This is a genomic window from uncultured Campylobacter sp., from assembly GCF_905372745.1.
Taxonomy (GTDB): domain Bacteria; phylum Campylobacterota; class Campylobacteria; order Campylobacterales; family Campylobacteraceae; genus Campylobacter_A.
Genome location: NZ_CAJPQR010000021.1, coordinates 1 through 24,091, shown reverse-complemented (window position 1 = coordinate 24,091; position 24,091 = coordinate 1). Strand labels below are relative to the sequence as shown.

Annotated in this window: 18 protein-coding genes; 13 read left to right on the top strand and 5 right to left on the bottom strand. The window is 43.6% G+C overall.

Annotated elements, in window-relative coordinates; all coding sequences use genetic code 11:
* Window positions 1–2: 2 nt before the first annotated feature.
* The gene (locus tag QZ157_RS07085; RefSeq protein ID WP_295143641.1) at window positions 3–1,502 is read right to left on the bottom strand and encodes an amino acid adenylation domain-containing protein; all 1,500 of its coding nucleotides are present in this window, start codon (window positions 1,500–1,502) and stop codon (window positions 3–5) included.
* Between the two features lie 89 nt (window positions 1,503–1,591).
* Between QZ157_RS07085 and QZ157_RS07080 the strand changes: the two genes are divergently transcribed.
* The 6 genes from QZ157_RS07080 to QZ157_RS07055 are packed head-to-tail and all read left to right on the top strand — an operon-like array spanning window position 1,592 to window position 5,678.
* The gene (locus QZ157_RS07080; RefSeq protein WP_295143638.1) at window positions 1,592–1,810 is read left to right on the top strand and encodes an acyl carrier protein; all 219 of its coding nucleotides are present in this window, start codon (window positions 1,592–1,594) and stop codon (window positions 1,808–1,810) included.
* Window positions 1,810–2,916: a ketoacyl-ACP synthase III gene (locus tag QZ157_RS07075; RefSeq protein ID WP_295143636.1), complete on the top strand. Its 1,107-nt coding sequence runs from the start codon at window positions 1,810–1,812 to the stop codon at window positions 2,914–2,916. The genes QZ157_RS07080 and QZ157_RS07075 overlap by 1 nt, the downstream gene beginning before the upstream one ends.
* Entirely contained in the window at window positions 2,897–3,613 is a 717-nt protein-coding gene (locus QZ157_RS07070; RefSeq protein WP_295143634.1) for an SDR family oxidoreductase, read from the top strand. The genes QZ157_RS07075 and QZ157_RS07070 overlap by 20 nt, the downstream gene beginning before the upstream one ends.
* A complete protein-coding gene (locus QZ157_RS07065) occupies window positions 3,610–4,368 on the top strand; it encodes an SDR family oxidoreductase (protein WP_295143631.1) in 759 nt (252 codons plus the stop codon). Before QZ157_RS07070 ends, QZ157_RS07065 begins: the two co-directional genes overlap by 4 nt.
* A gap of 9 nt (window positions 4,369–4,377) precedes the next feature.
* Window positions 4,378–4,611, top strand: coding sequence for an acyl carrier protein (locus tag QZ157_RS07060; protein WP_295143629.1), 234 nt, complete (start codon window positions 4,378–4,380; stop codon window positions 4,609–4,611).
* A complete protein-coding gene (locus QZ157_RS07055) occupies window positions 4,611–5,678 on the top strand; it encodes a ketoacyl-ACP synthase III (protein WP_295143627.1) in 1,068 nt (355 codons plus the stop codon). Before QZ157_RS07060 ends, QZ157_RS07055 begins: the two co-directional genes overlap by 1 nt.
* Here the strand turns inward: QZ157_RS07055 and QZ157_RS07050 are convergent.
* Both QZ157_RS07050 and pseF read right to left on the bottom strand, forming a co-directional pair.
* The gene (locus QZ157_RS07050) at window positions 5,675–6,232 is read right to left on the bottom strand and encodes a hypothetical protein (RefSeq protein WP_295143624.1); all 558 of its coding nucleotides are present in this window, start codon (window positions 6,230–6,232) and stop codon (window positions 5,675–5,677) included. The genes QZ157_RS07055 and QZ157_RS07050 overlap by 4 nt on opposite strands.
* Complete coding sequence (pseF, locus tag QZ157_RS07045) at window positions 6,229–6,939, bottom strand: pseudaminic acid cytidylyltransferase (protein WP_295143622.1); 711 nt, start codon at window positions 6,937–6,939, stop codon at window positions 6,229–6,231. Before pseF ends, QZ157_RS07050 begins: the two co-directional genes overlap by 4 nt.
* Window positions 6,940–7,022: 83 nt before the next feature.
* On the opposite strand from pseF, the gene pseI reads away from it, so the two are divergent.
* The 7 genes from pseI to QZ157_RS07010 all read left to right on the top strand — a co-directional run bounded on the left by pseI (window position 7,023) and on the right by QZ157_RS07010 (window position 17,839).
* Window positions 7,023–8,051, top strand: a complete 1,029-nt coding sequence (pseI, locus tag QZ157_RS07040) for a pseudaminic acid synthase (RefSeq protein WP_295143619.1) — start codon at window positions 7,023–7,025, stop codon at window positions 8,049–8,051.
* 158 nt (window positions 8,052–8,209) lie between these two features.
* Window positions 8,210–10,264 carry a 6-hydroxymethylpterin diphosphokinase MptE-like protein gene (locus QZ157_RS07035; RefSeq protein ID WP_295143616.1) on the top strand — a complete coding sequence of 685 codons (2,055 nt, stop codon included), beginning with the start codon at window positions 8,210–8,212 and terminating at the stop codon, window positions 10,262–10,264.
* A gap of 84 nt (window positions 10,265–10,348) precedes the next feature.
* Window positions 10,349–11,134, top strand: coding sequence for an ABC transporter permease (locus QZ157_RS07030; protein ID WP_295143613.1), 786 nt, complete (start codon window positions 10,349–10,351; stop codon window positions 11,132–11,134).
* The gene (locus QZ157_RS07025; RefSeq protein ID WP_295143610.1) at window positions 11,131–12,354 is read left to right on the top strand and encodes an ABC transporter ATP-binding protein; all 1,224 of its coding nucleotides are present in this window, start codon (window positions 11,131–11,133) and stop codon (window positions 12,352–12,354) included. The genes QZ157_RS07030 and QZ157_RS07025 overlap by 4 nt, the downstream gene beginning before the upstream one ends.
* Window positions 12,347–15,949: a glycosyltransferase gene (locus tag QZ157_RS07020; protein WP_295143607.1), complete on the top strand. Its 3,603-nt coding sequence runs from the start codon at window positions 12,347–12,349 to the stop codon at window positions 15,947–15,949. Before QZ157_RS07025 ends, QZ157_RS07020 begins: the two co-directional genes overlap by 8 nt.
* Window positions 15,950–15,951: 2 nt before the next feature.
* Complete coding sequence (gmd, locus tag QZ157_RS07015; protein ID WP_295143605.1) at window positions 15,952–16,983, top strand: GDP-mannose 4,6-dehydratase; 1,032 nt, start codon at window positions 15,952–15,954, stop codon at window positions 16,981–16,983.
* The gene (locus QZ157_RS07010; protein WP_295143602.1) at window positions 16,973–17,839 is read left to right on the top strand and encodes an NAD-dependent epimerase/dehydratase family protein; all 867 of its coding nucleotides are present in this window, start codon (window positions 16,973–16,975) and stop codon (window positions 17,837–17,839) included. The genes gmd and QZ157_RS07010 overlap by 11 nt, the downstream gene beginning before the upstream one ends.
* A gap of 512 nt (window positions 17,840–18,351) precedes the next feature.
* On the opposite strand, the gene QZ157_RS07005 is transcribed toward QZ157_RS07010, so the two are convergent.
* Together QZ157_RS07005 and QZ157_RS07000 are read right to left on the bottom strand one after the other, a co-directional pair.
* Window positions 18,352–18,582 (bottom strand): hypothetical protein, encoded by a 231-nt coding sequence (locus QZ157_RS07005; protein ID WP_295143600.1) that lies wholly within the window; start codon window positions 18,580–18,582, stop codon window positions 18,352–18,354.
* Between the two features lie 1,535 nt (window positions 18,583–20,117).
* Window positions 20,118–23,843: a surface layer protein SapB11 gene (locus QZ157_RS07000; protein WP_295143597.1), complete on the bottom strand. Its 3,726-nt coding sequence runs from the start codon at window positions 23,841–23,843 to the stop codon at window positions 20,118–20,120.
* Window positions 23,844–24,091 lie beyond the last annotated feature (248 nt).

Below are 24,091 nucleotides of genomic sequence, written 5' to 3'. Positions count from 1 at the left end.
TTTTAATCCTTTATTAGCTCTTTTAGTTTATTTCTATCTATCTTGCCGTTTACGTTTAGCGGCATCTCATCAAGCATTACAAAGCGAGTCGGCAGCATATATTTAGGCAAAATTTTGCCTAAATATAGCAGAATTTCTCTTTGCGAAGCGGCGGTTTGCGAAGTATAAATTAGCACGATAGCCCCATCATACAGCGCGCACGCGCTATCTACGCCGCTAAGAGACAAGGCAGCCGTCTCTATCTCGCCCAGCTCTATACGGTACCCCATGTGCTTGATCTGAAAGTCCTTGCGGCCTTTATACATTAGCTCGCCGCGCTCGTTGTAGTAGGCTAGATCGCCCGTGCGGTAGATTCGCTCAGGATATGCGAGATTTAGCGGATTTTGCGTAAAAGCGCTAGCGGTTTTAACCGGATCGTTGTAGTATCCAAGAGCTAGCGAGGCGCCGCGCACACAAAGCTCGCCTAGCGTATTTTGTGCCGTTACTGGCGCGTCGTTTTCATCCAGCAAAAAGACGTCGGTATTTTTGCAAGGATAGCCTATGGGCAAACTCTCCTCGTCGCTAAAATCGCGATCGACGATATAATACGCGCAATCGACGGTCGTCTCCGTCGGTCCGTACAAATTTGCCAAAACGGCGTTTTTAAAACGAGATTTAAAATAATTCATCGTTTTTACGGGCATGACTTCGCCTGCGAAAATTATAAATTCAAGGCTTAAATTTACCTCTCTTAGCAAATCCAGCGCGGCGATATTCGCCATGACGGAAGGCACCCAAAATATAAAATTTATCTCGTTTTTTTCCAAATATTCCACTACTTTAATCGGAAACGTAAAAAGCTCTTGCGGTATCAAAAATAGCGTAGAACCCGTTTTTAGCGTCAGATAAATATCGAGCACGGAGTTGTCGAAAATAAACGGAGCTTGGCTCGCGATTTTTAAATCGTCTTTAAAATTAAACGTCTCGCATGCCCACTCGATGTAGTTTATAGCGCTTTTGTGCGAGATTGCTACACCCTTTGGCGTACCGGTGGAGCCCGAAGTATTTATGATATAAAGAGGATCGGTATCGATCGTATTTTCGTAATTCGCCCGATCAAATTTATCCTCGCCATTTAAATTTATCTCGTCAAAGATGATTAAATTTACTCCCGAATTTTTTAAAATTTGGGCATGCTTCGCGTCGGTAACGATAAATTCTAGGTTTAAATTTTTGATGATAGCTTCAAGCCTAGACGCGGGATTTTTGACGTCTAGCGGCACGTAAAAGCAACCGTTATAAAGCGTCCCTAAAAAGCATTTTATAGCTTTTACGCTTTTTGGCAAAAGTATGCCCACGGGCCTGTTTTTGGTTATGTTGAAGCTCTGAAAATGCGCGGCGATCGCCTTTGCCTGCGAATTTAGCTCGCTAAAATTCACGCTCTCGTCTTCATCTCGTATCGCCGTTTTAAGAGGAAACCTTAAGGCCGAATTTTGCAAGTAGGACAGCATATTTTTTTGCATTTTTTACCTTATTTGAGGTGATTAAAATTTTAGCTTGATTTTATTGTATTTTAGTTAAAATCAAGCTAAAATTTTAAGGAGGATTTAAGATGGATACAAACGAAAAAATGGCCCTAATAGCCGAGCTTTTAGAGCTTGAAGTAAGCGATTTTACTCCAGAAACCAAGCTTGAGGAGCTTGAAGAGTGGGATTCGCTAGCGGCTATCTCTTACGTCGTTATGATGGACGAGCACTTTGGCGTGACGGCAAATCCTAACGATATAAGAAATTTCAAAACAATCCAAGATATATTAGATAGTATGAAATAATGGCGTTTGATCACATTAAAAACGTAAAAATTTCGGCGGTTTGCTGCGCCGTACCGGAAGATAAACTCGCGCTTGAAGATTTTTATAAAAAATTTGATAAAGAAAGCGTGGAAAGATTCGTAAAAGATACGGGCATCAAGCAGAAATTTTATAGCAAAAACAATAAAACGATAACGTCTGACCTGTGCTTTGCCGCGGCAGAGGAGATAATCAAGAAAAAAAACATTTCAAGAGACGAGATAGACGCGGTTATTTTAGTAACGCAAAGTCCCGATTATACGGTACCAGCTACGGCGATAACGTTGCAATATAGACTAGGCCTATCTCAGGAATGTATAGCCTACGATATAAATTTGGGTTGTTCGGGTTATATTTTCGGCTTGCATACGGCCGCATCGATGCTACAAAGCGGATACTTAAAAAAAGTTCTTTTATTGGCTGGCGACGTAACCGAACCTAGCATATTTGGAATAAACAGCGGCGCGACTAATATATTCGGCGACTTAAACGACCTACTTTTTGGAGACTGCGGGAGCGCGACGCTAATCGAATACGACGAAGGAAACGAAGGGTTTAGATTCGCCCTGCAGTCTATGGGCGATGGGTTTAAAGCCATCGGAGCTTGTCACGGGTCGAGATACGCATACGTCGGGCGTCCGCAGTTTGATATGTCTTTGCATATGGACGGGCTAGCCGTAGTTTCTTTTAGCATAACCAAAGTCCCGAGGCTATTTAAGGCGTTTTTTGAAAAATTTCAGGCCTCTGCGGAGGAGTACGACTCGGTACTGCTTCATCAAGCAAACAAGTCCATGCTAGATACGATAGCTAAAAAAATAAAAATGCAAGACAAGTCGCGCCTAAGCCTTGAAAGATACGCCAACACCTCATCGGCTAGCGTACCAAACGCCATGTGCGACTACTACGGCGACAAGGACGGTGACGAGAGCGTCAAAGTCATAATGTCGGGCTTTGGTATAGGGCTCTCGCTAGGCGTGGCGGACGCCTATATAAGTCCGAAAGATATTTTGCCTATCATCCAAACCGATATCACGTGGGACGAGGGCAGATCAAAAGTACTCGAAGCTAATGCTAAATCTAAAAAATAAAAAAATACTAATAATGGGCTGCGGCGTCATAGGCGGCGCGGCGGCTAAAATTTTAAGCGAGTCGGGCGCCAAAATCGTCATGAGCGACAAGGACGAGCGCGCTTTGGATAAGGTTTCGTTAAATTTAAGCGACGGTCGCGCGATAACCTTTGACGCTAGCCGTGTAGAAAAAATCGAAAATTTTATACGGGACGTCGTAAATTTCGACGGCTTAAAGCTTGACGGACTGGTTTACGCCGTAGATAAAAATTTAACCGCGCCTTTGGCGGATACTTCATTAGAGCTTTTGCAAGACGCTATGACGGAAAATTTCTTTGCGTTTATCCAGGCCGTTAGGGTTTTTGCTAGCGAAGGAATTTATAACGCCAAAAGTAGCATAGTAGCCGTCTCAAACTACGCATCGCTAGGAGCGGACAAGGGGCAAATAGCCTACGGCGCGTCAAAAGCGGCGATGGATAACGCTATGCCCGCGATCGCAAAAGAAATATACTCCAAAGGTATCAGGATAAACTCCATCCGCCCCGCCGTCGTGCAAAGCGATAAAGAGCTCAGCCAAAGAGAGCGAGAGCTAGTAGCCATGATGCAAACGGGCGCGATCGACCCTGAAATTTTAGCCAAACAGATCGCATTTTTGCTAAGCGAGAGTTCAAGCGGCGTTTACGGCAGGCATTTTGACGTCAGAGGCTATCTGGTATGATAAATTTCAAAGACAAAAAAATTTTAGTAACGGGAGCAAGCTCAGGCATCGGTAGGCAAATAGCCGTCAGGCTCAGTGAACTGGGTGCTAGCGTAGCGCTAATAGCCAGAGACGAGGCTAGGCTGAAACAGACGCTATCTATGATGAAAGAGCCGGCCAAGCATAAAATTTTCGCTTACGATTTACAAGATATAGACGGGATCGCGCAGTTAGTTTCAGACTGCGTTAAATTCGACGGGGTTAAATTTAACGGATGCGTCCACGCTGCGGGAGTGCCATCCATATATCCGTTTAAACTGCTAGACCACGCGACGAATGAAAAAATTTTTAAAATAAACGCCTTTTCGGGGCTTGAAATAGTAAAGCAGTTATCTAAAAAACAAAACTCCGACGACGGCGCGTCCGTGGTATTTTTTTCATCCATCGTAACGAAAATGTTTTTAAAAGGGCAAATTGCTTATATCATCAGTAAGGCCTCGCTAGACGCTATCGCTAAGCCGCTATCTTTGGAATTGGTAAAAAGAAAAATGCGTATAAACACGGTCATAGTCGGCGGCGTATTAACTCAAATGGTAAAAGATACTCAAATTTTTAGAGATTTAAAAAACGACGAAAAAGACCCGTACACGACGTCTGATATATGCAGATTACTAGAACCGCAAGAAGTGGCGAATACGGCGATATTTTTGCTAAGCGATGCGGCTAGGTATATCGTAGGCGAAAACTACTTCATAGACGGCGGAAATTTTAGATAAAGAGACGATATGAAAGAAAAAATAAGAGAAATTTTAGTAGATATTAGACCCGAATACGACTTCGCGGGCGATGAAAATTTTGTCGAATCGGGCATGCTAGATAGCTTTGACGTGCTTACGTTAGTTACGGATTTAGAAGAAAAATTCGGCGTAAAAATAGACGGCGGCGATATCTTGCCCGAAAATTTCGGCAGCATCGAAGCCATAGAAAATTTAATCGTTAAAAGCGACGCAAAAGCCTAATGAAAACTAAATTTTTCGGTAAAAAAATCAGCGGTATTTTGGCTTTGCTTCCGCAGACGGAGTATAAATTCGAAGACGATATGAAATTTAACTCGCTCTCGCAAAAGCAAAATTTAAAGCTAAAAAATACGATGGGTTACGACAGGCACAGATTTTTTAAAGACGAAACGTACTTGTCCCAAGTGGCGATCTACGGATTAAACCGCCTTTTTGAAAAAGGGCTGCTGAAAAAAGAGGAAATTTCCGCGCTCGTAGTGGCTACGACGACGCCCGATTTTTTAATGCCGGCAACCGCTAATCTAATCGCCGGCGAGCTAAATTTAAGCTCCGAAATTTTTTGCATGGATACGAATCAGCAATGCGCCGGCTTTATCAACGGATTATTTCAAGCCTTTATGCTGCTAAATAACGAAGGCGCTAAAAAAGTAGTCCTGATAACGGGCGACGTCATATGCAAAAATCCCGACAGAAGCGACACTAGCAGCTATCCGCTAGCAGGCGACGCTATTTGTATTACCGTCGTAGAAAACGGCGAAAACGACGCGTTCTTTCACTGCGTAACGGATGCCAAGGATTACGATGCGCTGGTGTTTCCGGCGATGGGTTTTAGAAAGCCGACGAATGAGGAAAAAGCTAAATTTTCAAGCTCCAAATACGGTGGTCGCGACTGTTTGCCGCGCATTCATATGGACGGACAGGCGGTATTTCAATACGTAATGCAAAACGTGCCTAAATATATCGCCCAAAGCCTAGCTTACGCGGGCGCGGATAAAGACGAGCTGGATTATTATTTTTTCCATCAGCCGAATAAATTTATGGTCGATAAACTAGCTCAAAAACTAGGCGTTTCAAGCCAAAAGGCGCCTAGCAACGTAGTTACTTTTTACGGTAACTCAAACAGCTCCACGATCCCCGTTTGTATCGCTCATAACGCCAAAGAGCAGATGACGGGCGGCGATATTTATAAATGTATGCTGGCGGGTTTTGGCGCGGGACTAAACTACGCCTCTATCGTAACGAGTCTTGGCAAATTCGATTTTTGCGATACGGTAATTACCGATTTTTAGCTAAAATCGCCCTCTTTTATCTCATAAATTTTATTAAATAATTTTGCGGATTTGCTATTTTTTACGCATTCGTCGTCGTAGCCGTATAGCCTAACTAGGTGGTGTAAAGCCTCGCTACTGCCGCTAACGGCTATATCTTCGCCGCATTGACCGACTCTAAAAACCCTGCTATTTTCGGGCTTTATATCGTAAGATATAAGCTCGATTTTTAGCCGGTTGCATATATACATCATGCAGTTATGCACGGCTACGCCTCCGCCTTCGAATTTATATAGCTCGTCGGTTAGATAATACCCCAGATAAAACGACCCGTCGTCAAGCTTTTTTAAATTTATCACCGCATAATCCTCACCGTCGCACGTTATCAAAAACGCGAAAAATTTATCGCGCTTTTTTAGCGCTTCGCGGTAGGCTTCGTGCTGCTTTACCGTGATGGGTTCGGGCGAATTTGATACGGTTCTAACATATTCTTGATTTCTATATTCTAAGATTTTTCGGTACTTCTCGTCGCTTAAATTTACGAAATTTATGATTTCTAGCCGTTTTTTTCTCATGCTTTTTCCCTTGATTTTTGCACCGCTTCGTATAAAAACTCCGCTCTTATCCAGTCTTGCGGCGTATCTATATCCTGCACCAAGTGGCGCGGCAAAACGATCGCTATGCTATCTCGCCCGAAAAAAATTTCATCGCTCGAAGGCGCGTCTAAATTCGTCCAGTAAAACTGCCCCGCGTCTTGATAAGCCTCCTCTAAATCCTGGCTTCGTTTGGCAAAATTTTCTCGCCAAAACATCTCGCATCGCCCATCCTTGGCAATCTTAAACGTCCGCCAGATGGGAAACGGCATAGAAGTACACGAAAAGGCGTTTTTAGCATTTGAGGCGCGTAGCTTTTCAAGGCCTAGTTTAATGTAAAATTCGTCTATCAGCGGCGCGGTAGCGTAAATCGTACAGACGAATTTTATCCTATCGCCTCTTGCTTGCAAAAATTTTATCGCATGCTCTACGACCGCACCCGTCGCGGTAAAATCGTCGCTTAACTCTTTTGGGCGCATAAACGGCACGCTAGCGCCCGCGTTTTTCGCGATATCCGCTATCTCCTCGTCGTCGGTGGAGACGATAATCTCGTCAAAAATCCCCGCCCTAATCGCCGCTTCTATGCTGTAAGCGATCATCGGTTTACCGCAAAAAGGCTTTATATTTTTTCGCGGGATTCTTTTGCTGCCGCCGCGAGCGGGGATGACGGCGATGGTTTTGGCGTCCATTTTTTTCCTTGTTTTTAGGGAGATTATAGCCTAGCAGGGCAAATTTTATGATAAAATCAAACTAAAATTTCGGAGCCGAATTTATGAAAATAGCAAATTTCGATACGAACGAAAAAGTTCTTTTGATCGCCGAACTCTCGGCAAATCACTCGGGTAGCTTAGAACTTGCCGTCGAAACTATCAAGGCGGCCAAACGCGCGGGAGCCGACGCCGTAAAACTGCAAACATACACGCCGGGTAGCCTGACGCTAAATTCCAAAAAAGAGGATTTTATGCTACGCGGCGGGTTGTGGGACGGGTATGATTTATATAGCCTTTATCAAAAAGCCTTAACTCCGCGCGAGTGGCATGAAACGCTTTTTAAAACGGCCGCAAACGAAGGATTAATCTGCTTTTCAAGCCCGTTTAGCAACGACGACGCCGATTTTTTGGAGCGCTTTGACCCACCTGCTTACAAAATCGCTAGCTTTGAGGTAACCGATTACGATTTTATACGGCACATAGCTAAAAAAGGCAAACCCGTCGTCATCTCGACCGGCATCGCCACCCTGGGGGAGATCGAAGACGCGATACAAATTTGCAAAGAGTGCAGCAACGAAAACGTCGCGCTTTTAAAATGCACGTCTAGCTACCCAGCTCCGCTTGAGGGGATGAATCTACTCACGATTGCCGATATGAGGCACAAATTTGGCGTAGAGGTCGGCTTTTCAGACCATACTCTGGGTATCGTAGCGCCCGTAGTCGCCGTGAGCCTTGGAGCTCGCATCGTAGAAAAACATTTTATCCTAAACAAAGAGGTGCGAAGCGTGGACGAGGCGTTTAGTCTGGACGAGGATGAATTTAAACAGATGGCAAGCGCCGTAAGAGACGCGGAAAAACTACTAGGCAAAGCCGTCTACGAATTAGACGAAAGAGCGCTCGCCAGTCGCAACTACGCCCGTTCGCTTTACGCAAGCGCAGATATCAAAAAAGGCGAAATTTTTAGCGAGCAAAACGTAAAAAGCGTGCGTCCGGGCTGGGGTTTGCATCCTAAATTTAAACGCGAGCTAATCGGCAAACCGGCCAAACGAGATATAAATTTCGGCGACAGATTAAGTAGCGAGGATATGTAAATTTAGCGCATATCGCAAAGATTTGATACCGCGCTAGCCCGCAAGCCCGCTTGCTAAGTATATACTTAAAGCTCCGGCCGAGTTTGCGCGAAATTCGGGCGTAAATTTGGAACGAATTTAGCTTTAAAACAAAATAGCAATATAAATAAGGAGGCAAAATGCCGAAAAACGAATATTCGACTATGGATGATTTTCAGGTCGTAAAAGAAAACGAAAACGAGCAAAAAAACGCAAAAAAAAGCTCTGAATCATTTGAACCAAGCGCCAATCCGATATTTCAAAAAAACTTGCAAGCCCTCTTTCAGCAAGACGAAATTTTAGCCGCGCGCCTTTGGGGAATGGAAGAGATGGCGGATTACGACGTATTTGTCGGCAAAGACCCGATCGATATAAATATCATCAACAATAAAACCTTAAAATACGTCTACGAAAATCCCGTCAAAGACGTCCAAAATACCCTAGAATCCGTCGAAAACGAATATAAGCGCTACCCGATTATGTATTTTTACGGGCTAGGCAACGGGATACTTTATAAAGCACTTTTAAAAAACGAAACGCATCAGAAAATAATAGTCGTAGAACCGGAAATCGAAATCATCTATGCGGTATTAAATTTGATCGACCTTTCAGACGAATTATCCAGCGAAAGGCTAACTCTTTTTTACTCCGAGTTCGCAAACTACACGCAGTTTTATTATCTGGCGTGCAATAGCAAATTTACCGCATACGCTAAAATTTACAATCTTCAAATTCACTCGCCGTTTTACGATCAGTTTAGCGACGACTACGCAGAAATAAACCAATCCTTTGCAAAAGCCATCTCTCAAATGGTAGCCGGTCACGGCAACAGCATAGACGACAATCTAATCGGAGTGAGGAATAATATAGAAAATTTAACGGCGATGCTCACAAACTACTCCTACGTCGATTTGATAAAAAAGCGCTATAAACTAATGGACACGGCGGTCATCGTTTCAACGGGGCCAAGCCTTGATAAACAGCTTGAGACGCTTAAAAAATTTGCTCCGTACGTTACCGTCATCAGCCTTGACGCATCGCTACCGATATTAATGAAACACGGCATAAAGCCTGATTACGTAACTTCGATAGAACGCGTAGAGGCTACGTCGAGTTTTTTTAAAAAAAGAGATAAAAAAATAGACAAAGACGCTTACTTTATCATCGCGTCTTTGACGCATAAAAAAACGATTAAAAATATCTTACCTCGTCGCCTAGTCCTAACCATGCGCCCTCAGCAAAACGAAACATCATTCGGACTAAAAGGCTACGGCTACCTAGGGATCGGGCACTCCACGGCAAATCAAGCCTATCAGCTGGCCTATGTTTTAAAACATAAAAATATCGTTTTAATCGGACAAGACCTAGCCTTTGCTCCGGACGGTAAATCTCACGCCACCGGGCACGCGTTCGCGCAAGCCGACGAATATCTATACGTCAAAGCTTACGGCGGCGAGGGCGAAGTCCGCACGACTTACGTCTGGGATAAATTTAGAAATCAATTTGAAGCCGATATCGAGCAGTCGAGCAAAAAAGACGTAACGACGTATAACTGCACGCAAGGCGGCGCTAGGATAGAAGGCAGCATAGAAAAGCCGTTTTTAGAGACTATGCAAGAGCTTTGCAAAGACAAAAAACAAAAAAATCTCCCCAATATCGCGCCGATAAAAGAAAAAAGAACGAATAAAGATATGTTAAAAGCATATAAAGTACTCGTAAAAAAGCTAAGCTTTGAAAACGAGGCCAAACGTATAATCGAAGAGACGTTTTTAGAAGTCGTACCGAAAATAGACGAAATTTCAAAACTAAGAGACGAATGGAAATTAAGCGAAAAACACTTTCACAAGCTCGTTAAAATTTCAAATAGGATAGATAAAGCAAAAGACGCTATCTCAAAGCCTAAATTTAAGCCTTTTATCGAAAATATCGTGGCCATATCCGTATATTTCCAAGAGCTTGAACTAGCTAAAATCTCAGTCGCCCCGAGCGATACCACGATGCAAAAGGTAAACAAGCTAGCCGAATGGGTAGAAATCCATAAATACTGGCTATTTTCAGTAGCCGGCGGACTAAACGCAGAGATAGAAACCATCAAAAAAGCTTCCAGAAATTTAGTCCGCGAGCTAAAAAAACGAGGACTCATAACCAAAAACGAGATAGGTCAAGCAAAGGAAAATTTTAGACTGAGTTATTAAATTTCGATCATAAATTTAGCTTTATTTTTATTTTTAGCCTTTATTTGCTAAAATCACGCAAATTTAGCTAAATCGGACGAAAGATTGTTTTCAAATATTTATACGTATAGGTTTTTCATCGTAAATTCGGTCAAAAACGAGTTTATAACCAAATTCGCAAAAAGCAAGCTGGGCGTAGCGTGGGCGATACTGCATCCGCTAGCCCAGGTGCTCATCTACGCGACCATACTCTCCTCGGTACTCTCGGCCAAGCTGCCAGGCATCGATAGCAAATACGCCTACGCGATCTACCTAATGAGCGGGATGCTTTGCTGGATGCTTTTTAGCGAGATTTTTTCGCGCTGCATCGGCATTTTTACCGACAATGCCAACATAATCAAAAAAATGTCCTTCCCCAAAATCGTCCTTCCGGCTACCGTGGTTTTAAGCTCGGCGATAAACAATCTAATTTTATTCGTCTCCATTGCGGTAGTGTTTGCGTTTTTGGGGCATTTTGCGGGCGTAAATTTGATCTTTTTGCCGATCTTTTCCCTCGTTACGGTGATGCTAGCCGTCGGATTTGGGCTGTTTTTCGGCGTGATAAACGTCTTTATGCGCGACGTAGGCCAGATCATAGCCATCGTATTGCAGTTTTTATTTTGGCTAACGCCGATCGTTTATATGACTAGCATTTTACCGTCAAATTTGCAAGAGCTTATCTACATAAACCCGCTTGTGGGCGTCGTTAGCGGCTATCACGATATTTTGATCTACGATAAGACGCCGGATTTTTTGCTTTTGATTTATCCGGCTTTTATCGGCGCGGCAAGCCTTGGAGCCGCATTTTTCGTTTATAAACGAGCCGAGGAAGAGATGGCGGACGTTTTATGATTTTATCGGTTCAAAATATCTGTAAAACTTACTTGGATTACGAGAGCAACTTTAAGCGATTTGCCTCGTGGTTTAGCAAAAATAAAGAAGAAAAAAACGTAAAAACCGTACTAAAAGACGTAAGCTTTGACGTGGGAGCCGGCGAGGTAGTCGGGCTAATTGGGCAAAACGGAGCGGGCAAGAGCACTCTTTTAAAAATCATCTCGCGCACGCTAAAGCCCTCAAGCGGCCGCGTAACGAGCGGGGCTAAAATTTCGTCTATTTTGGAGCTGGGCATGGGCTTTCACGGCGACCTAACCGGCAGGCAGAATGCCTACCAGTCCTGCTCTCTCATGGGCTACTCAAAAGAGCAGATCGACGAAATAATAGCCTACATCGAAGACTTTGCCGAGATAGGCGAGTATTTTGATTATCCCGTGCGAATTTACAGCAGCGGCATGCAGATGCGCCTTGCTTTTTCGGTCGTCACGGCAAATCGCCCCGATATACTTATCATCGACGAGGCGCTATCGGTCGGCGACGTGTACTTTCAGCACAAAAGCTTTGACAAGATAAAAGAATTTAAAAGCCTAGGCACGACGCTCATCATCGTTTCGCACGATAGCGGCGCGATAAAATCCATCTGCGACCGAGTAATCTTGCTAGAAAAAGGTCAAATTTTAAAAGACGGCGAGCCTGAAGCAGTGCTTGATTACTATAACGCCCTAATCTCAAAAAAACAAGACGTGCAAATCTCGCAAATAACCCTGCAAAACGGCAAAACCGCAACCGTATCCGGCAACAAAAAGGCCTGCATAAAAAACGTCGAAATTTTGGACGCTGCAGGCAAAAAGATACAAAATTTAGAAGTCGGCAAAAAAATCAAGCTAAAAGTAACGGTGCAAGCAAACGAAAATTTGCCCTCGCTGGTACTGGGCTATCAGATCAAAAATCGCTTCTCGCAGGTCGTATACGGCACAAACACTTACCACCTAAAGCAAGCTTTAAAAAATCTAAAAAAAGGCGAAGAGTACGACTTTAGTTTTGAATTTGACGCAAATTTGGGCGTCGGGTCGTTTTCGGTCACGATAGCGCTGCATGATAGCGACAACCATCTGCAAAACAACTACGAATGGCGCGACAACGCGATCATTTTTAACGTCGTAAATTTTAGCAAGCCCGATTTCGTCGGTCTTGCATATCTTGAACCGAGTTTGGAAATAAAGAGAATAAATGGATAAATTTTATAAAAGTTTCGAAGATAAATTTAGAGGCCAGAGGAGCGAGATCAAAAAACGCCTGCTTGCTTATGAGCCGTTTTTGCAAATTTTAAAACAAAACTACGAAAATCCGGCGGCGGCCGATCTTGGTTGCGGCAGAGGCGAGTGGCTTGAAATTCTAAAACAAAACGGCTTTACCGCGCGCGGCTGCGACGTGAGCGAGGAGATGATAAAAGAGTGCGAAAAAAACGCGCTTGAGGCTAAAAATCAAGGCGCTATAGAGTTTTTAAGCGAGCTAGAAGACTCAAGCCTTGCGCTAGTTAGCGCATTTCAGCTTGTGGAGCACTTGGAGTTTAACGAGCTTTGCGAGCTAATAAAACAAGCGCGCCGAGTTCTCAAAGACGGCGGCATCTTGATACTTGAAACGCCAAATCCCGAAAATTTACGCGTCGCTACGCTAACTTTCTATCTAGACGTTACGCACGTTAAGCCTATCCCGCCGATGCTGCTTGAGTATCTGTGCGAATTTGAGGGCTTTAGCAATACGTTTATGATGAGGCTGAACTCAAATTTGAGCTTTAGCGAGGATTTGCAAAATCAAAACGTCACGTTAAGAGACGTTTTAAGCAGCGTCGGGCTTGATTACGCGATTTTGGGGCTTAAAAACGGCGACGAAAAAACGCGCGAAGCGTTTTTAAATGCGGCCAAAAGCGGCTATAGCTTTGAAGAGTTGGCCGATAGATTCGACGTGTCGGCATTTGAAAACAAAACTCAGATGCTTGAGCTAAAAAACGACGTTTGGAAGGAGTCCTTGGAGACAAAAGAAGCGCTGTGGAAAAGCTCGCTTGAGCTAATGGAGAGCAAAAATCAAATCGTAAATTTGCAAAACGAAAACGCGCGCTTACACGAAGATTTAGAAAATCTACTGGGCAAATATCTCGCGCTAAATCACAAAGTCTACGTCCTAGAAAACGAAGCTCCCGTTATCAAAAACGATATCGAGCAGCTTAAAATTTTCGTCGCTAAATTTAAAAGAGTCGCAAAGCCGCTTATTTGGGTCTATAAATTTTTAAGATTTTGCAAAAATTTAGCTAAAGAAAATCTCAAAAAAGCGCTTAAATTCGGTATAAATTTGACGGAGAGAGCGGCAAATAGCCATCCTAAATTTAAGAAAAACCTCAAGATATTTTTAAACAAATTTCCGGCTATTAGAGCAAGAATCTTTAGCCTAAAAGGCCAGGTTAGAGACGATATCTACGTCTCGCAAGAGGGGGTTTTTGAGCCGAGCGTTTTTGCTTTAAGGCACTCAAGAGAGTACGAGCGAAATTTGGAGCTAAAAAACCTTAAATTTAACGAAAACTTTAGCGAGATAACCGTCATCGGCAGCATCAGCGGACACTATAGTTTGGCCGCAATAAACAGAAACATCGTATTTAGGCTGCTCGGTAAGGTAAAAAACGTCTTTGTTATCTGCTATCACGAGAACTATTTCGATAAAATCGAAGACATCGCAATAACCAAAGACGAGTACGAAACGCTAAGAAGCATAGTACCCGATAAAAACGTGCACCCAAAAAGAAGCGACGACAAGGTCGCGATCTACCACCACTACCCGCTGATAGAAGACGTTAGGGAGGGCTACGGCTTTGAGATTGCGGTATTTTTCTGGGAGGAGTCGCGCATCCCGCAGCGAACAATAGAAATTTTAAACTCCAAGTATAAAGGCATTTTGGTTTCGACGTTTTTTATCAAAAAAATCCTAATAGATAACGGCTGCTATACGCCCGTAAAAGTGGCCGATATACCGTTAAAAATGCCGCCTGAGCCAAGCGTTTTACAAGAAAATAGCGAACAAAAACGCGAGATAAAGCTCTTTCATATCTCATCATGCCTGCCTAGAAAGGGTGCGGACGTGCTGCTGCGAGCCTTTAACGAAGCTTGCAAAAAAGCTAAATTTGAGCTAAGCCTAACGATAAAAAGCTTCCCTAATCCGCACAACAGCGTAACCGAGCAAATCGAGCTTTTAGTCGATAAAAAATACCGAAGCAAAATCCGCGTCATACTAAACGAAGACCTAACCGCGCTTGACGTGGCAAATCTATACGAGCAGTGCGATATAGTCGTGTTGCCGACGCGCGGCGAGGGGCTAAATATGCCGGCAATCGAAGGCGTACACTACAAAAAGCCGGTTATCTCCACCGACTATAGCGGCCAGTGCGAGTTTTTGGACGATAGCTGCGAGTTTATCGGGTATAAATTCGCGCCCGCGGTTACGCACTTTAATCTAAATTATTCATTTTGGGCGGAGCCTAGCGTAAAGGATCTGGGCGAAAAAATCATCAAAGTATCCGAGCAAATTTTACAAAACCGCGCTCCAGACATAAAACCGCTAAAACACAAAGTCGATGAAATGATGTTCGGCGAGAAAAACGCGCTAAATTTCATCTCGAGCATCTCGCATCTAAAATCCTTTAAAAATGAGCCAAGCGAGCTAAAAATCGCCTACTTTTCGACGTATAACGCCGTTTGCGGCATAGCCGAATACTCAAAATACCTAACGGACGAGCTGACGCAGGCAGGCGCAAATTTAGAAATTTACACTTGGAGCGAGCAAAAGCGTACAAAGGAGTCAAATTTAAGCAAAGAAAACGACGAGATAAAAGTCTTTGAAATAGAGCGAGAAAAGCTACTATCGGGGCTTGAGACGGATGCAAATATAATCTGGCTGCAACATCATTTTACCTTTTTTGAGATAGACGAAAAGCTAAAATCAGACGTCGCCGCGCTAAAATCGCAGGGCAAAATTTGCTTCATCACGCTTCATGCCACGAAGCAAATCCTAAACTACCCGCGCCAAACTCAGCAAAACTGGCACGATACGCTTTACGAATTCGACCGAGTTTTCGTCCACAGCATCGACGATCTAAATACGCTTAGACTACTCGGGCTTGCCGATAACGTCACGCTAGTGCCGCACGGAACGCAAAATTTGGCGCCCGAGCAAAACAAACGTAAGGAAACGGACGGCAAATTTAAGGTAGGATTTTTCGGCCTACTCTTTGCGCATAAAAATTTACCCGTACTGCTGCAAGCCTTTGCTAAATTTAGCCAAAATACGGACGCGAAGCTAATTATCATTAGCCCTGTCGCAAACGCAGATAGCGAGATGGAACTACAAAGATGCCGTAAGCTTTGCGAAAAGCTAAATTTGGACGAAAAAGTGGAGTGGAACACCGAGTTTTTGCCGATAGAGGAGGTAAATAAAAAGCTAAGCGACTGCGATGTTATCGTGCTGCCTTACGGGCAAACCGATGAGGGAGCCAGCGGGGCGGCCAGGATAGCACTAAGCGTGTGCAAAAACGTTATAGTAACGCCGTCAAGGATCTTTAGCGAGATGAAAAACGTCACGATAAAAACGGACGGATTTAACGATTGGCACATCTTAGAGCAACTAGAAAAAGTAAAAAATAGCGAAATAGACGCTAAAATTTATGACGAGCGCGCAAAATGGCTAAGCGAAAACAGCTGGAGCAGCATCGCGGGGCTTTACCTGCGGATATTTAGAGCCGTAGCGACGGATAAAAATTTTATGCGACATTTAAAAAACGGAGAATAATAATGAAAAAAGCGATAATCACGGGCGTCGGAGGTCAAGACGGCGCATACCTGGCTAGATATCTGATCGACCTAGGATACGAAGTCTACGGCGGATACAGGCGAGCGGTGAGCCCGAATTTTTGGCGATTAAACGAGCTAGGCATTTTAAACGAGCCAAATTTTCATTTGGTGGAGTTTGAGCTAACCGACCCGTTTAACATCCTAAGCGTCGTCAATGAAATAAGACCCGAGGAAATCTACAACCTAGCCGCCCAAAGCTTCGTAGGCGTTAGTTTTAAAGAGCCTTTTCACACTGCAAACGCTACTGGCATCGGCGCGCTAAATATACTAGAAGCAATCAAAACGGTAGATAAAAGCATCAAATTTTATCAAGCCAGCACATCAGAGATGTTTGGCAAAGTCCAAGCCGTCCCGCAAAGCGAAACCACGCCGTTTTATCCGCGTTCGCCGTACGGAGTGGCAAAGCTTTATGCGCATTTTATAACCGTAAACTATCAAGAAAGCTATGATATTTTCGCTTCAAGCGGCATTTTATTTAATCACGAAAGTCCGCTAAGAGGGCTTGAGTTCGTCACAAGAAAAATCACGAATACGGCCGCGAAAATCGCCCTAAAAAAGGCTAAGACTTTAGAACTTGGCAACCTAGACGCAAAGCGCGACTGGGGCTATGCCAAAGAATACGTCGAAGGTATGCACGCGATACTGCAAGCCAAGGCTCCCGATACTTTCGTACTAGCCACCGGAGTAACGACCACGGTTAGGGATTTTGTGAAGCTTAGCTTTGAAGCGCTAGATATCGGGATAAAATTTGAAGGCGAAGGCATAAACGAAGTCGGGCTAAACGATAAAGGCGACGTAATAGTAAAGATAAATCCGGCATTTTTTAGACCAGCCGAGGTCGATCTGCTAATAGGCGACGCCTCAAAAGCCAAGCAAAAGCTCGGTTGGAGCGCAAAGACCGATCTAAAAGAGCTTTGCGATATGATGATAAAAGCTGATCTAAGACGCATCGAGGCGGGATTTGAGTTCTAAGCGCGTTTTTATTACGGGGATTGAGGGCTTTACGGGTCGCTATTTAGAGCGATACCTTCTCGGGCTAGGCTACGAGGTATCGGGCGGCGCCTTAAGCCCTAGCGCGCCGCATCACGCGCGCTTTAATCTGCTCGACAAAGATAGCATAAAAGCCGCCTTTAGAGTTAAATTTGACTACATCATCCACCTGGCCGCAGTTTCGTTTGCTATGGCAGATCCCGCCGAGATAAAAAACGCAAACGAAATCGGTACGCTAAATTTGCTAGATGCCCTAAGTGCCGTTAAATTTGAAAAGGCGATCTTTGCAAGCTCGGCTAGCGTCTACGGCGGAGGAGATATGCCCATGTGCGAAAACTCCGCGCTAAATCCGCAAAGCGTCTATGCCCAAAGTAAAATTTATATGGAAAAGCAAATCGCTAGAAGTGGGCTTCCTTTTATCATCGCGCGTCCCTTTAACTATACGGGCGCGGGGCAGAGCGAAAATTTCCTCATTCCAAAAATCGTGCGACATTTTAAAGACGAAGCTTCCGTAATAAAGCTCGGAAATTTGACGCCAAAGCGCGAATATAACGACATAAACGACGTCGTGAGAATATATGAGCAACTACTAGAGCTAGAAGCTAACGGCGAAATCTTTAATATCGGCTCGGGTAAGGCTTATAGTATCGAGCAAATTTTACAAATTTTACGCCGCTTAAGCGGGCGCGATATCGCCGCGCAAAGCGATGCCAAATTTATCAGGACAAACGACCCCGCCCTACTCGTCTGCGATACGGCAAAGCTGCTAAACTACGGCATAACTCCTTGCAGCGGCGATATAGAGGCGCTACTACGCCTAATGCTAGCTAGCGACTAGGTGGATTTATACGAATTTACGCGCCTTGCGTAGACCGGCTATAGCCGTACTTTTCGGCGCTAAATACGAGCAAACGGGAAAATTTCGGATTCGGCAAATTTATACGTAAGATAGCCCGCCGCTATCTCGCAACCGTCTCAAATAGCTTAAATTTATGCTATTTGCGTCCATAAAATCCTTGCGCTTTAAATTTGAAGGATTCGCAAATTTAAGCCTTTATCAAAATTTACTTCAAATACAGCAAAAGCGCCTTGTCTAATCCCGTTATTTGCCGTTATCTAACGTTTAAGCGCAAACGGTGCGCCCAAAGAAAAAACTAAGGCTCCCGCGCCTACACCGTATCACGAAAATTAACCGCTTTTGAGCGCAAATTTAAGCCGAAAAAATTTTGCGCTAAGGCTACGAAAACGGCACTAAATCTACAATCTAATATCCAAAATCGCCACCTAAATTAGCTTAGCAAATACGCGGTTTAGGTTGCTATCATGCGCGCTTACACGGATAAAAATGCGCTAAAATGCCGTAGCTACGGCTTTGGTTGCAAAGATTATTAGGCGCAAGCGTAAATTTAGCATGGCTTGCTCTAGACGCGAGACTCGGCGCATCCTGACAAATTTTTTAATCCGCAAAAACATCAAATCGTGCGGTTTCTTGCTAGAGGCTAGGCGCGTTTTTGCAGTCAAATTTAGGCCTAAATTTAGCAGCCGTCTTATCGCACTAGCCGCGCAAACTACTCGCGGCAAACTATTCTTTGTTGTTTTGCCGCCGTTTCCTACCGGCTAGTACCCTCCCATACGCGCTGCGGCTATAACCAAACCGCCACCTGCGAATTTAAAGAGGCGGAGCAAAAATATTTCTCGTACGCCAAAATGCTCGGAAGTCGCATTTATATAAACGTCCGCTACGCTTGCTCAAAGCAATACGTTGTAAAGTGCCGTCTTACCGCTCAAGCGACAAGTTTATAAAGGCTGCGCAGATGGTCTAAGGGCTGGATTTATTAAAAACCACAAAGCATCGCCTAGACTGTAAAAAGCAAAACAGTCTAAATCAGACTTGCGTGTCGCCACATGCCGTAAGTCTTGCTAGGATAAGAGCGGTGGTTTAAGAGTAAAATTTCCGTAACGGCGCGCCGCAAAAGCTAATAAGACTGCTTAGGCAAGCTCGGTATAAACGCGCGCAAAACCGCTATTTTGCAGTTTTATAGCTACGGCGCGCGACCGTAGCTTGACCTAACTTGGTCTCACTTGCCAATAAAACGACTAGAGCGAGCAATATCATATTTTACGGCGCTTTGCGAAATAGTTGATTTTGCTTTTGGCATTTAAAATTTGCGGCGAGCTTCATGCTTCGGTAATTATAGTCGGGCGCAAGACCATAGCCGCCTTCACTAACGACGCCGCGAGAGCAAATTTGTCAGGCAGCCTTAAAATGCGGATACAACCCAAATAATAAACGCCCGTTTTATCTGGTAGGCATCAAAGACTAGATCATCAAATAAGCGGTTACAAGGGAGCCAACCTATATAAACTGAAAAATAAATACCCCCCCCTAAAGACATATTTCTTGCGGTACCTAAGCAGCTGTTAAAATTTACCTCGTTTCAAACTCCCAAGTTTGAGTTTCACGTAGCCAAAAGCGATATTGCCACTTTAGATTACGTAAAAACTCGTTTGATTCGTCAGCCTTAATGCCATAAACAGGATTTGCGAGTATGTTTTCCGTTAGCTTGTCATAGCCGCGAAATCTTGCGAGCTTTATCGTCAAATTTGCCGCTATCCGTATTTAAACGGCATTTGGATATATGCGGATACTATATAGCGCAAATCAACACCGACTGCATCTAACGTCCGTAAACTCCTCACGTTTAAAAATATGCTTCTAGAGCTTAGCCGCCGTACTTTTATCACCCGGTTTGAAAAATTAACGGGGTTATGACTACGGATGTACGAAGCCTGTGCGCCTAAATAGGCGATTTACATTACTGCTTTTGCGCTAAAGCATGCTATATTAGCCGACACAAGTGCTAAATTTCTAAAATTTGAATTTAGTTTACTCGACGGCTTAAAAATATATGAAGTAACTTACCAAGGTAAATTTACAAATAGCGTAAACTATAAATATAGCTGAAACTTTGAGTTGTAAATTTCAATTTTGTTGGCACATAAAGCAGAAATTAAAATCCAAGTAGAAGTATAAGGTAAATATTAAGGAAAGAGTTTTAAACCGTAATCAAGAAAGTACAAAAATCGGTAGAGCCAAGCTCTACCGAAAAAAGAGATTAGAAACCGTTGATAGTTATATTTCCGCTAGCATCCACTGTAGCATCTAGATTAGCCATATTGATGTTACCGGCTAGTTTAACTAAGTTATCGTTAACGTCAAAGCTAGTTCCGCCTGCCGCGCTATTATAGAACAAGTACGTCTCGTTGCCGTAAGAAAACGCATATACCTTACCGGCTGCCGTGGCTGTAGTAAAAAATCCGGTCGCCGTAGCAAATGCAGCGAAATTAGCATACGTATTACCATTAGGATCTAGGTAAACCTTTTCTACGGCGCCAGCCGTGGCTGAACCGCTAATTTTAATCTTATCGCCTACTGTTAGATTTTCGATAGCGGTGTATCTTAGATTATCGCTGCTTCCGCCAAAGCCGCTACCGGCTATCTTTGATGCGCTCACGTCAAAGGTATCGTTACCCGAACCGCCTTTTATAGTAATGACTTGTTTAGCAGCCGTTATCGTTCCGGTAGTTACTTTGTTTGTACCCTCGCCGGTTTCAATAGTGATATTTTCTTTGGTTTGTGCGTCTGCCAGCGTGATCTCGTCATTACCCGCAGTACCTTTTATACTTTCGATTTTAGTATTTGCCGTAACGGTCGTGATGGTACCGGACTCAACATTTCTTAAGCCGCTAAAGTCGATCTTCGTAAGCTCTGCCGCGTTTGTGCCGCTAAATTCATATTTATCCTGCAAACCTTCGCCCATATCTCCAGAGACGGTAACGGTTTTTAGATCCTTACCCACAGTAGCTACTTTTGTCGCAACCGCTACTTTTAGCGTGTCATTTTGCCCAGAAGCGCTAACGGTAGCGTTAAAGTCTTTAGAATTTGCATCCTGTTTAGCTATGAGGCTTATCTGTCCGGCTGTGCCGCTAGTAGCATCGAGTGCCGTTTGCGTAGAGCCTTTATAGACGATAGTGTCTGCTTGTATGCCCTTTAGAGAGTTTGCGCCTATAGTACCGCTTAGGTCGATAGAAACCTTATCGGCCGTCACTTCATTGGCTGTACTAAATTTTACCAAACCTCTAGTATTTCCGGCATCTATATCAACGGTACTACCTGCTTTTAGGTCAATTTTACCGATCTGGGCACCAGTTCCGCCACTGTTTATAACGTCTTTTAGAGTGATCTTTAGGCTATCGACGACTCTATCAGCAGGAGTAGAGTGGTCTATGTCGTCTATTTTTAAAGTCGTAGACGTAGCGGTTCTATCATGGATGCTTTTGATATTAGTAGCGTTGATTACGATATTTTTGGCTATAAGCTTACCTATATCAAGCTTGCCTTCAACATCTTTAGCTGTGATATTGATATCGTTTTGAGCCGTTAGGGTGCTGCCGACGCCTATTTTAACGTCATGTCTAACCGAACTAACGTCAAAGGTAATCCCGCTTTTTTTAGAAGTTATGTTACCGCCTATTTCTAGCCATCCTACGTTATTTGCCACTAAATTCACTTCGCCGCCGACTTTTATTACGCCTACTTTTACGCCATTAGTGATATTTTTTAGATTAATATTTGCACCCGCATTGCTGGCTTCTTTTGTCGTAATATCGCCAATGTTAAGATTTTTAACCGTTGCGCCGCCTAGAGTACTAGTGGTTAGGTCGTTTACTTTTACGCTTACGCCGTTTTCGGAGCTTATAGAACCTAAATTTTTAAGGTCTATAAGAGAACCTACTGCTAAAGGCGCGCCTCCTTTTACGTTTATATCGGAGACAAATTTAAGCGTATCGTTATTACCTAGATCAAAGCTTCCAGAAGTTGTTAAATTTAGTTTAGCAATATTTGTAGAATTCGTATCGGTTTTTAGAGTAAATTTATTAGGATTTGCGCTAACTATGTTTACAGTTTTTAGCAAGGTCGAGTTATCTAGACTTATACCTGAATCTACCGTAGTGTTTACGTTTAGATTTAAGGTATTAGCTTTAGGTAGCTCTAGTATGCTATCTGAGTTAGTAGAGCCGGCAGTCGTTATGACTGAAGCATCTAAATTTACGGTAACGTTTCTAGATTCTGATAATCTAATCTTGCCCGCCATAGCCGTAGGCGAAGTCGCGTTATCTATCTTATAGTTTACGGTCTCTACGGAGGTATCGTTTACGTGGACTTTACCTGCGCCGCTACCTTCTGCATCCGTGGCATAAGGGCTGACTTTTTTAGTTAAATTTACCGTTTTGATACTTGAGCTAGTTACGACTAGTTCGTGGTCTAGCTGACCTACTTTTAGGGTCTCTATATCGTTTTGTCCGACCAAGTCTAGTCTAGTTACGCCGCTAGGGTTTTTATCCAATAACTCGATATTTTCTACGCCCTTTAACGTCATCTTTTTTAGGCCTTGGAGACTTCTAACCTGGAGAGTATCGGTACCGGCGCCAGCGTCGATAGAGGAAGAATTAACAGTAAGCTCGCCAACCACTATAGTGTCGTTACCGCTACCGCTTTTTACGGAGCTATATTTGCGGGAATCGCTTAGATCCGCAGTTAAATTTCCGGTCATAGTAGAGGCATCAAGGCTTTTTACGAAATCTGTACTAGCAGGGGTCATATCCCTATCCTTCGTTGCGATATCTAGATCCGCTGCGCCTTTTACCGTTATAGCTTTATTTTGAACTTCTTTTATATAGCTTTTAGCGTCTTTTGTAGCTATATTTAGCGTTTCGATACCGTTAAATTCGACCTTCATTGACTTTACATGCCTATCGGTGGCTGTAGCCTCGGCAACGGCAGTCTCTCTGCCCACGTTATTTAGGGTTAGATTTTGCACATCATTAGAGCCGCTAGTTAAATTTGTATTATAGATAATACCTATTTTGGTTGCATCTTTTTGGCCGTTTACCGTTAAATTTACGATGCTTGCAAGATCGGTTATTCGAATACCGTTTGTTCCGGTAGTGGATACCGATTTTAATCCGTCAATCTTAGCGGCATTAAAAATTCTTTGAGAGTCGGAAGTATTTGTTAGGTTTAAAATTTCGATATTTTTCGCATAGCCGTCTACGAAGCCCGTAAAGCTATCGTTTACCGCAACGTTTAGCGCGTCGGTACCTCTGCCGCCGTCTAGTTTATCGTTTACTTTTAGAGTGTTTCTATCTGCATATGAGCTGGAAACCGCGCTAAACACGTCTAGTCCCTCGCCGCCGGTTATGGTTTGATCCTCGGTAGTTAATGTGTGAGTGGTAACGGTAGCCATTGCGTCGATTCTAGCTTTTTGTGCGGCTAAATTCGTAGAGTTTGTAGATCTGATAATCTCTTGAAACGGAGTATAGTCGTATCCGCCGTTACCGTCGCTATCTATAGAAGCGATCTTTTGAGCCATGTATGCCGATACTTCTGTTTTGTTTGCAAAGGTTTGCGCGGCTACCGGGTCTGCCGCTCTAGCCTCAGCCGAGGTTGCTACCTCAAATAGCTTTACTAGAGTATCTCCTCTTGAGTTTCCCAGCTGTAAGTGTCTAACCCATGCATTGATGCCGTCCGGGTCTTGGGTATAGTCTTTGCCTAGGATATTTTTATAGATAAGCTCTACGTAGCCTCTATCAGTGCTTACGTCCACGCCCATACTTGCAAAATAAGGCGGTGTAGCAGGAGATGCTAGCATTTCGTTTGCCATCTGCGCTACGGTTTTGGTAGCGCCTGCTGCTACCCATGCATTAAAGCCCGCACCCTCGGGCGCTCTGTTAAATAATGCCACATAAAGCTGGGCGACTTGCGCTTGTGTTACTGCCATTAAGGACTCCTTTTTTAGTGTTTTCTTGAGTTTTTTGGGTATCTTTACAGAATACTATCGCTAATTATATCATAAAAAAGTCGGAAAATAGAAAATTTAAAAAATCCGCTCACAGAAAAAATGTATATATCAGACTGATACCGAGGCCAAAAATTTGACCTCGGATTATAATCGGCGACATAACGATTAGCTCAAATTTATATAGTTATCTCAGCACCCGAGACGTATGGATTTAGGTTGTCGATGTG

What these genes read in the sequence shown, in the direction of transcription:
- QZ157_RS07080 (WP_295143638.1), top strand. Translation starts at nt 1,592, where the DNA reads ATGGATACAAACGAAAAAATGGCCCTAATAGCCGAGCTTTTAGAGCTT.
- gmd (WP_295143605.1), top strand. Translation starts at nt 15,952, where the DNA reads ATGAAAAAAGCGATAATCACGGGCGTCGGAGGTCAAGACGGCGCATAC.
- QZ157_RS07065 (WP_295143631.1), top strand. Translation starts at nt 3,610, where the DNA reads ATGATAAATTTCAAAGACAAAAAAATTTTAGTAACGGGAGCAAGCTCA.
- QZ157_RS07075 (WP_295143636.1), top strand. Translation starts at nt 1,810, where the DNA reads ATGGCGTTTGATCACATTAAAAACGTAAAAATTTCGGCGGTTTGCTGC.
- QZ157_RS07050 (WP_295143624.1), bottom strand. Translation starts at nt 6,232, where the DNA reads ATGAGAAAAAAACGGCTAGAAATCATAAATTTCGTAAATTTAAGCGAC.
- QZ157_RS07020 (WP_295143607.1), top strand. Translation starts at nt 12,347, where the DNA reads ATGGATAAATTTTATAAAAGTTTCGAAGATAAATTTAGAGGCCAGAGG.
- QZ157_RS07035 (WP_295143616.1), top strand. Translation starts at nt 8,210, where the DNA reads ATGCCGAAAAACGAATATTCGACTATGGATGATTTTCAGGTCGTAAAA.
- QZ157_RS07055 (WP_295143627.1), top strand. Translation starts at nt 4,611, where the DNA reads ATGAAAACTAAATTTTTCGGTAAAAAAATCAGCGGTATTTTGGCTTTG.
- QZ157_RS07025 (WP_295143610.1), top strand. Translation starts at nt 11,131, where the DNA reads ATGATTTTATCGGTTCAAAATATCTGTAAAACTTACTTGGATTACGAG.
- QZ157_RS07070 (WP_295143634.1), top strand. Translation starts at nt 2,897, where the DNA reads ATGCTAAATCTAAAAAATAAAAAAATACTAATAATGGGCTGCGGCGTC.
- QZ157_RS07085 (WP_295143641.1), bottom strand. Translation starts at nt 1,502, where the DNA reads ATGCAAAAAAATATGCTGTCCTACTTGCAAAATTCGGCCTTAAGGTTT.
- pseI (WP_295143619.1), top strand. Translation starts at nt 7,023, where the DNA reads ATGAAAATAGCAAATTTCGATACGAACGAAAAAGTTCTTTTGATCGCC.
- QZ157_RS07060 (WP_295143629.1), top strand. Translation starts at nt 4,378, where the DNA reads ATGAAAGAAAAAATAAGAGAAATTTTAGTAGATATTAGACCCGAATAC.
- pseF (WP_295143622.1), bottom strand. Translation starts at nt 6,939, where the DNA reads ATGGACGCCAAAACCATCGCCGTCATCCCCGCTCGCGGCGGCAGCAAA.
- QZ157_RS07000 (WP_295143597.1), bottom strand. Translation starts at nt 23,843, where the DNA reads ATGGCAGTAACACAAGCGCAAGTCGCCCAGCTTTATGTGGCATTATTT.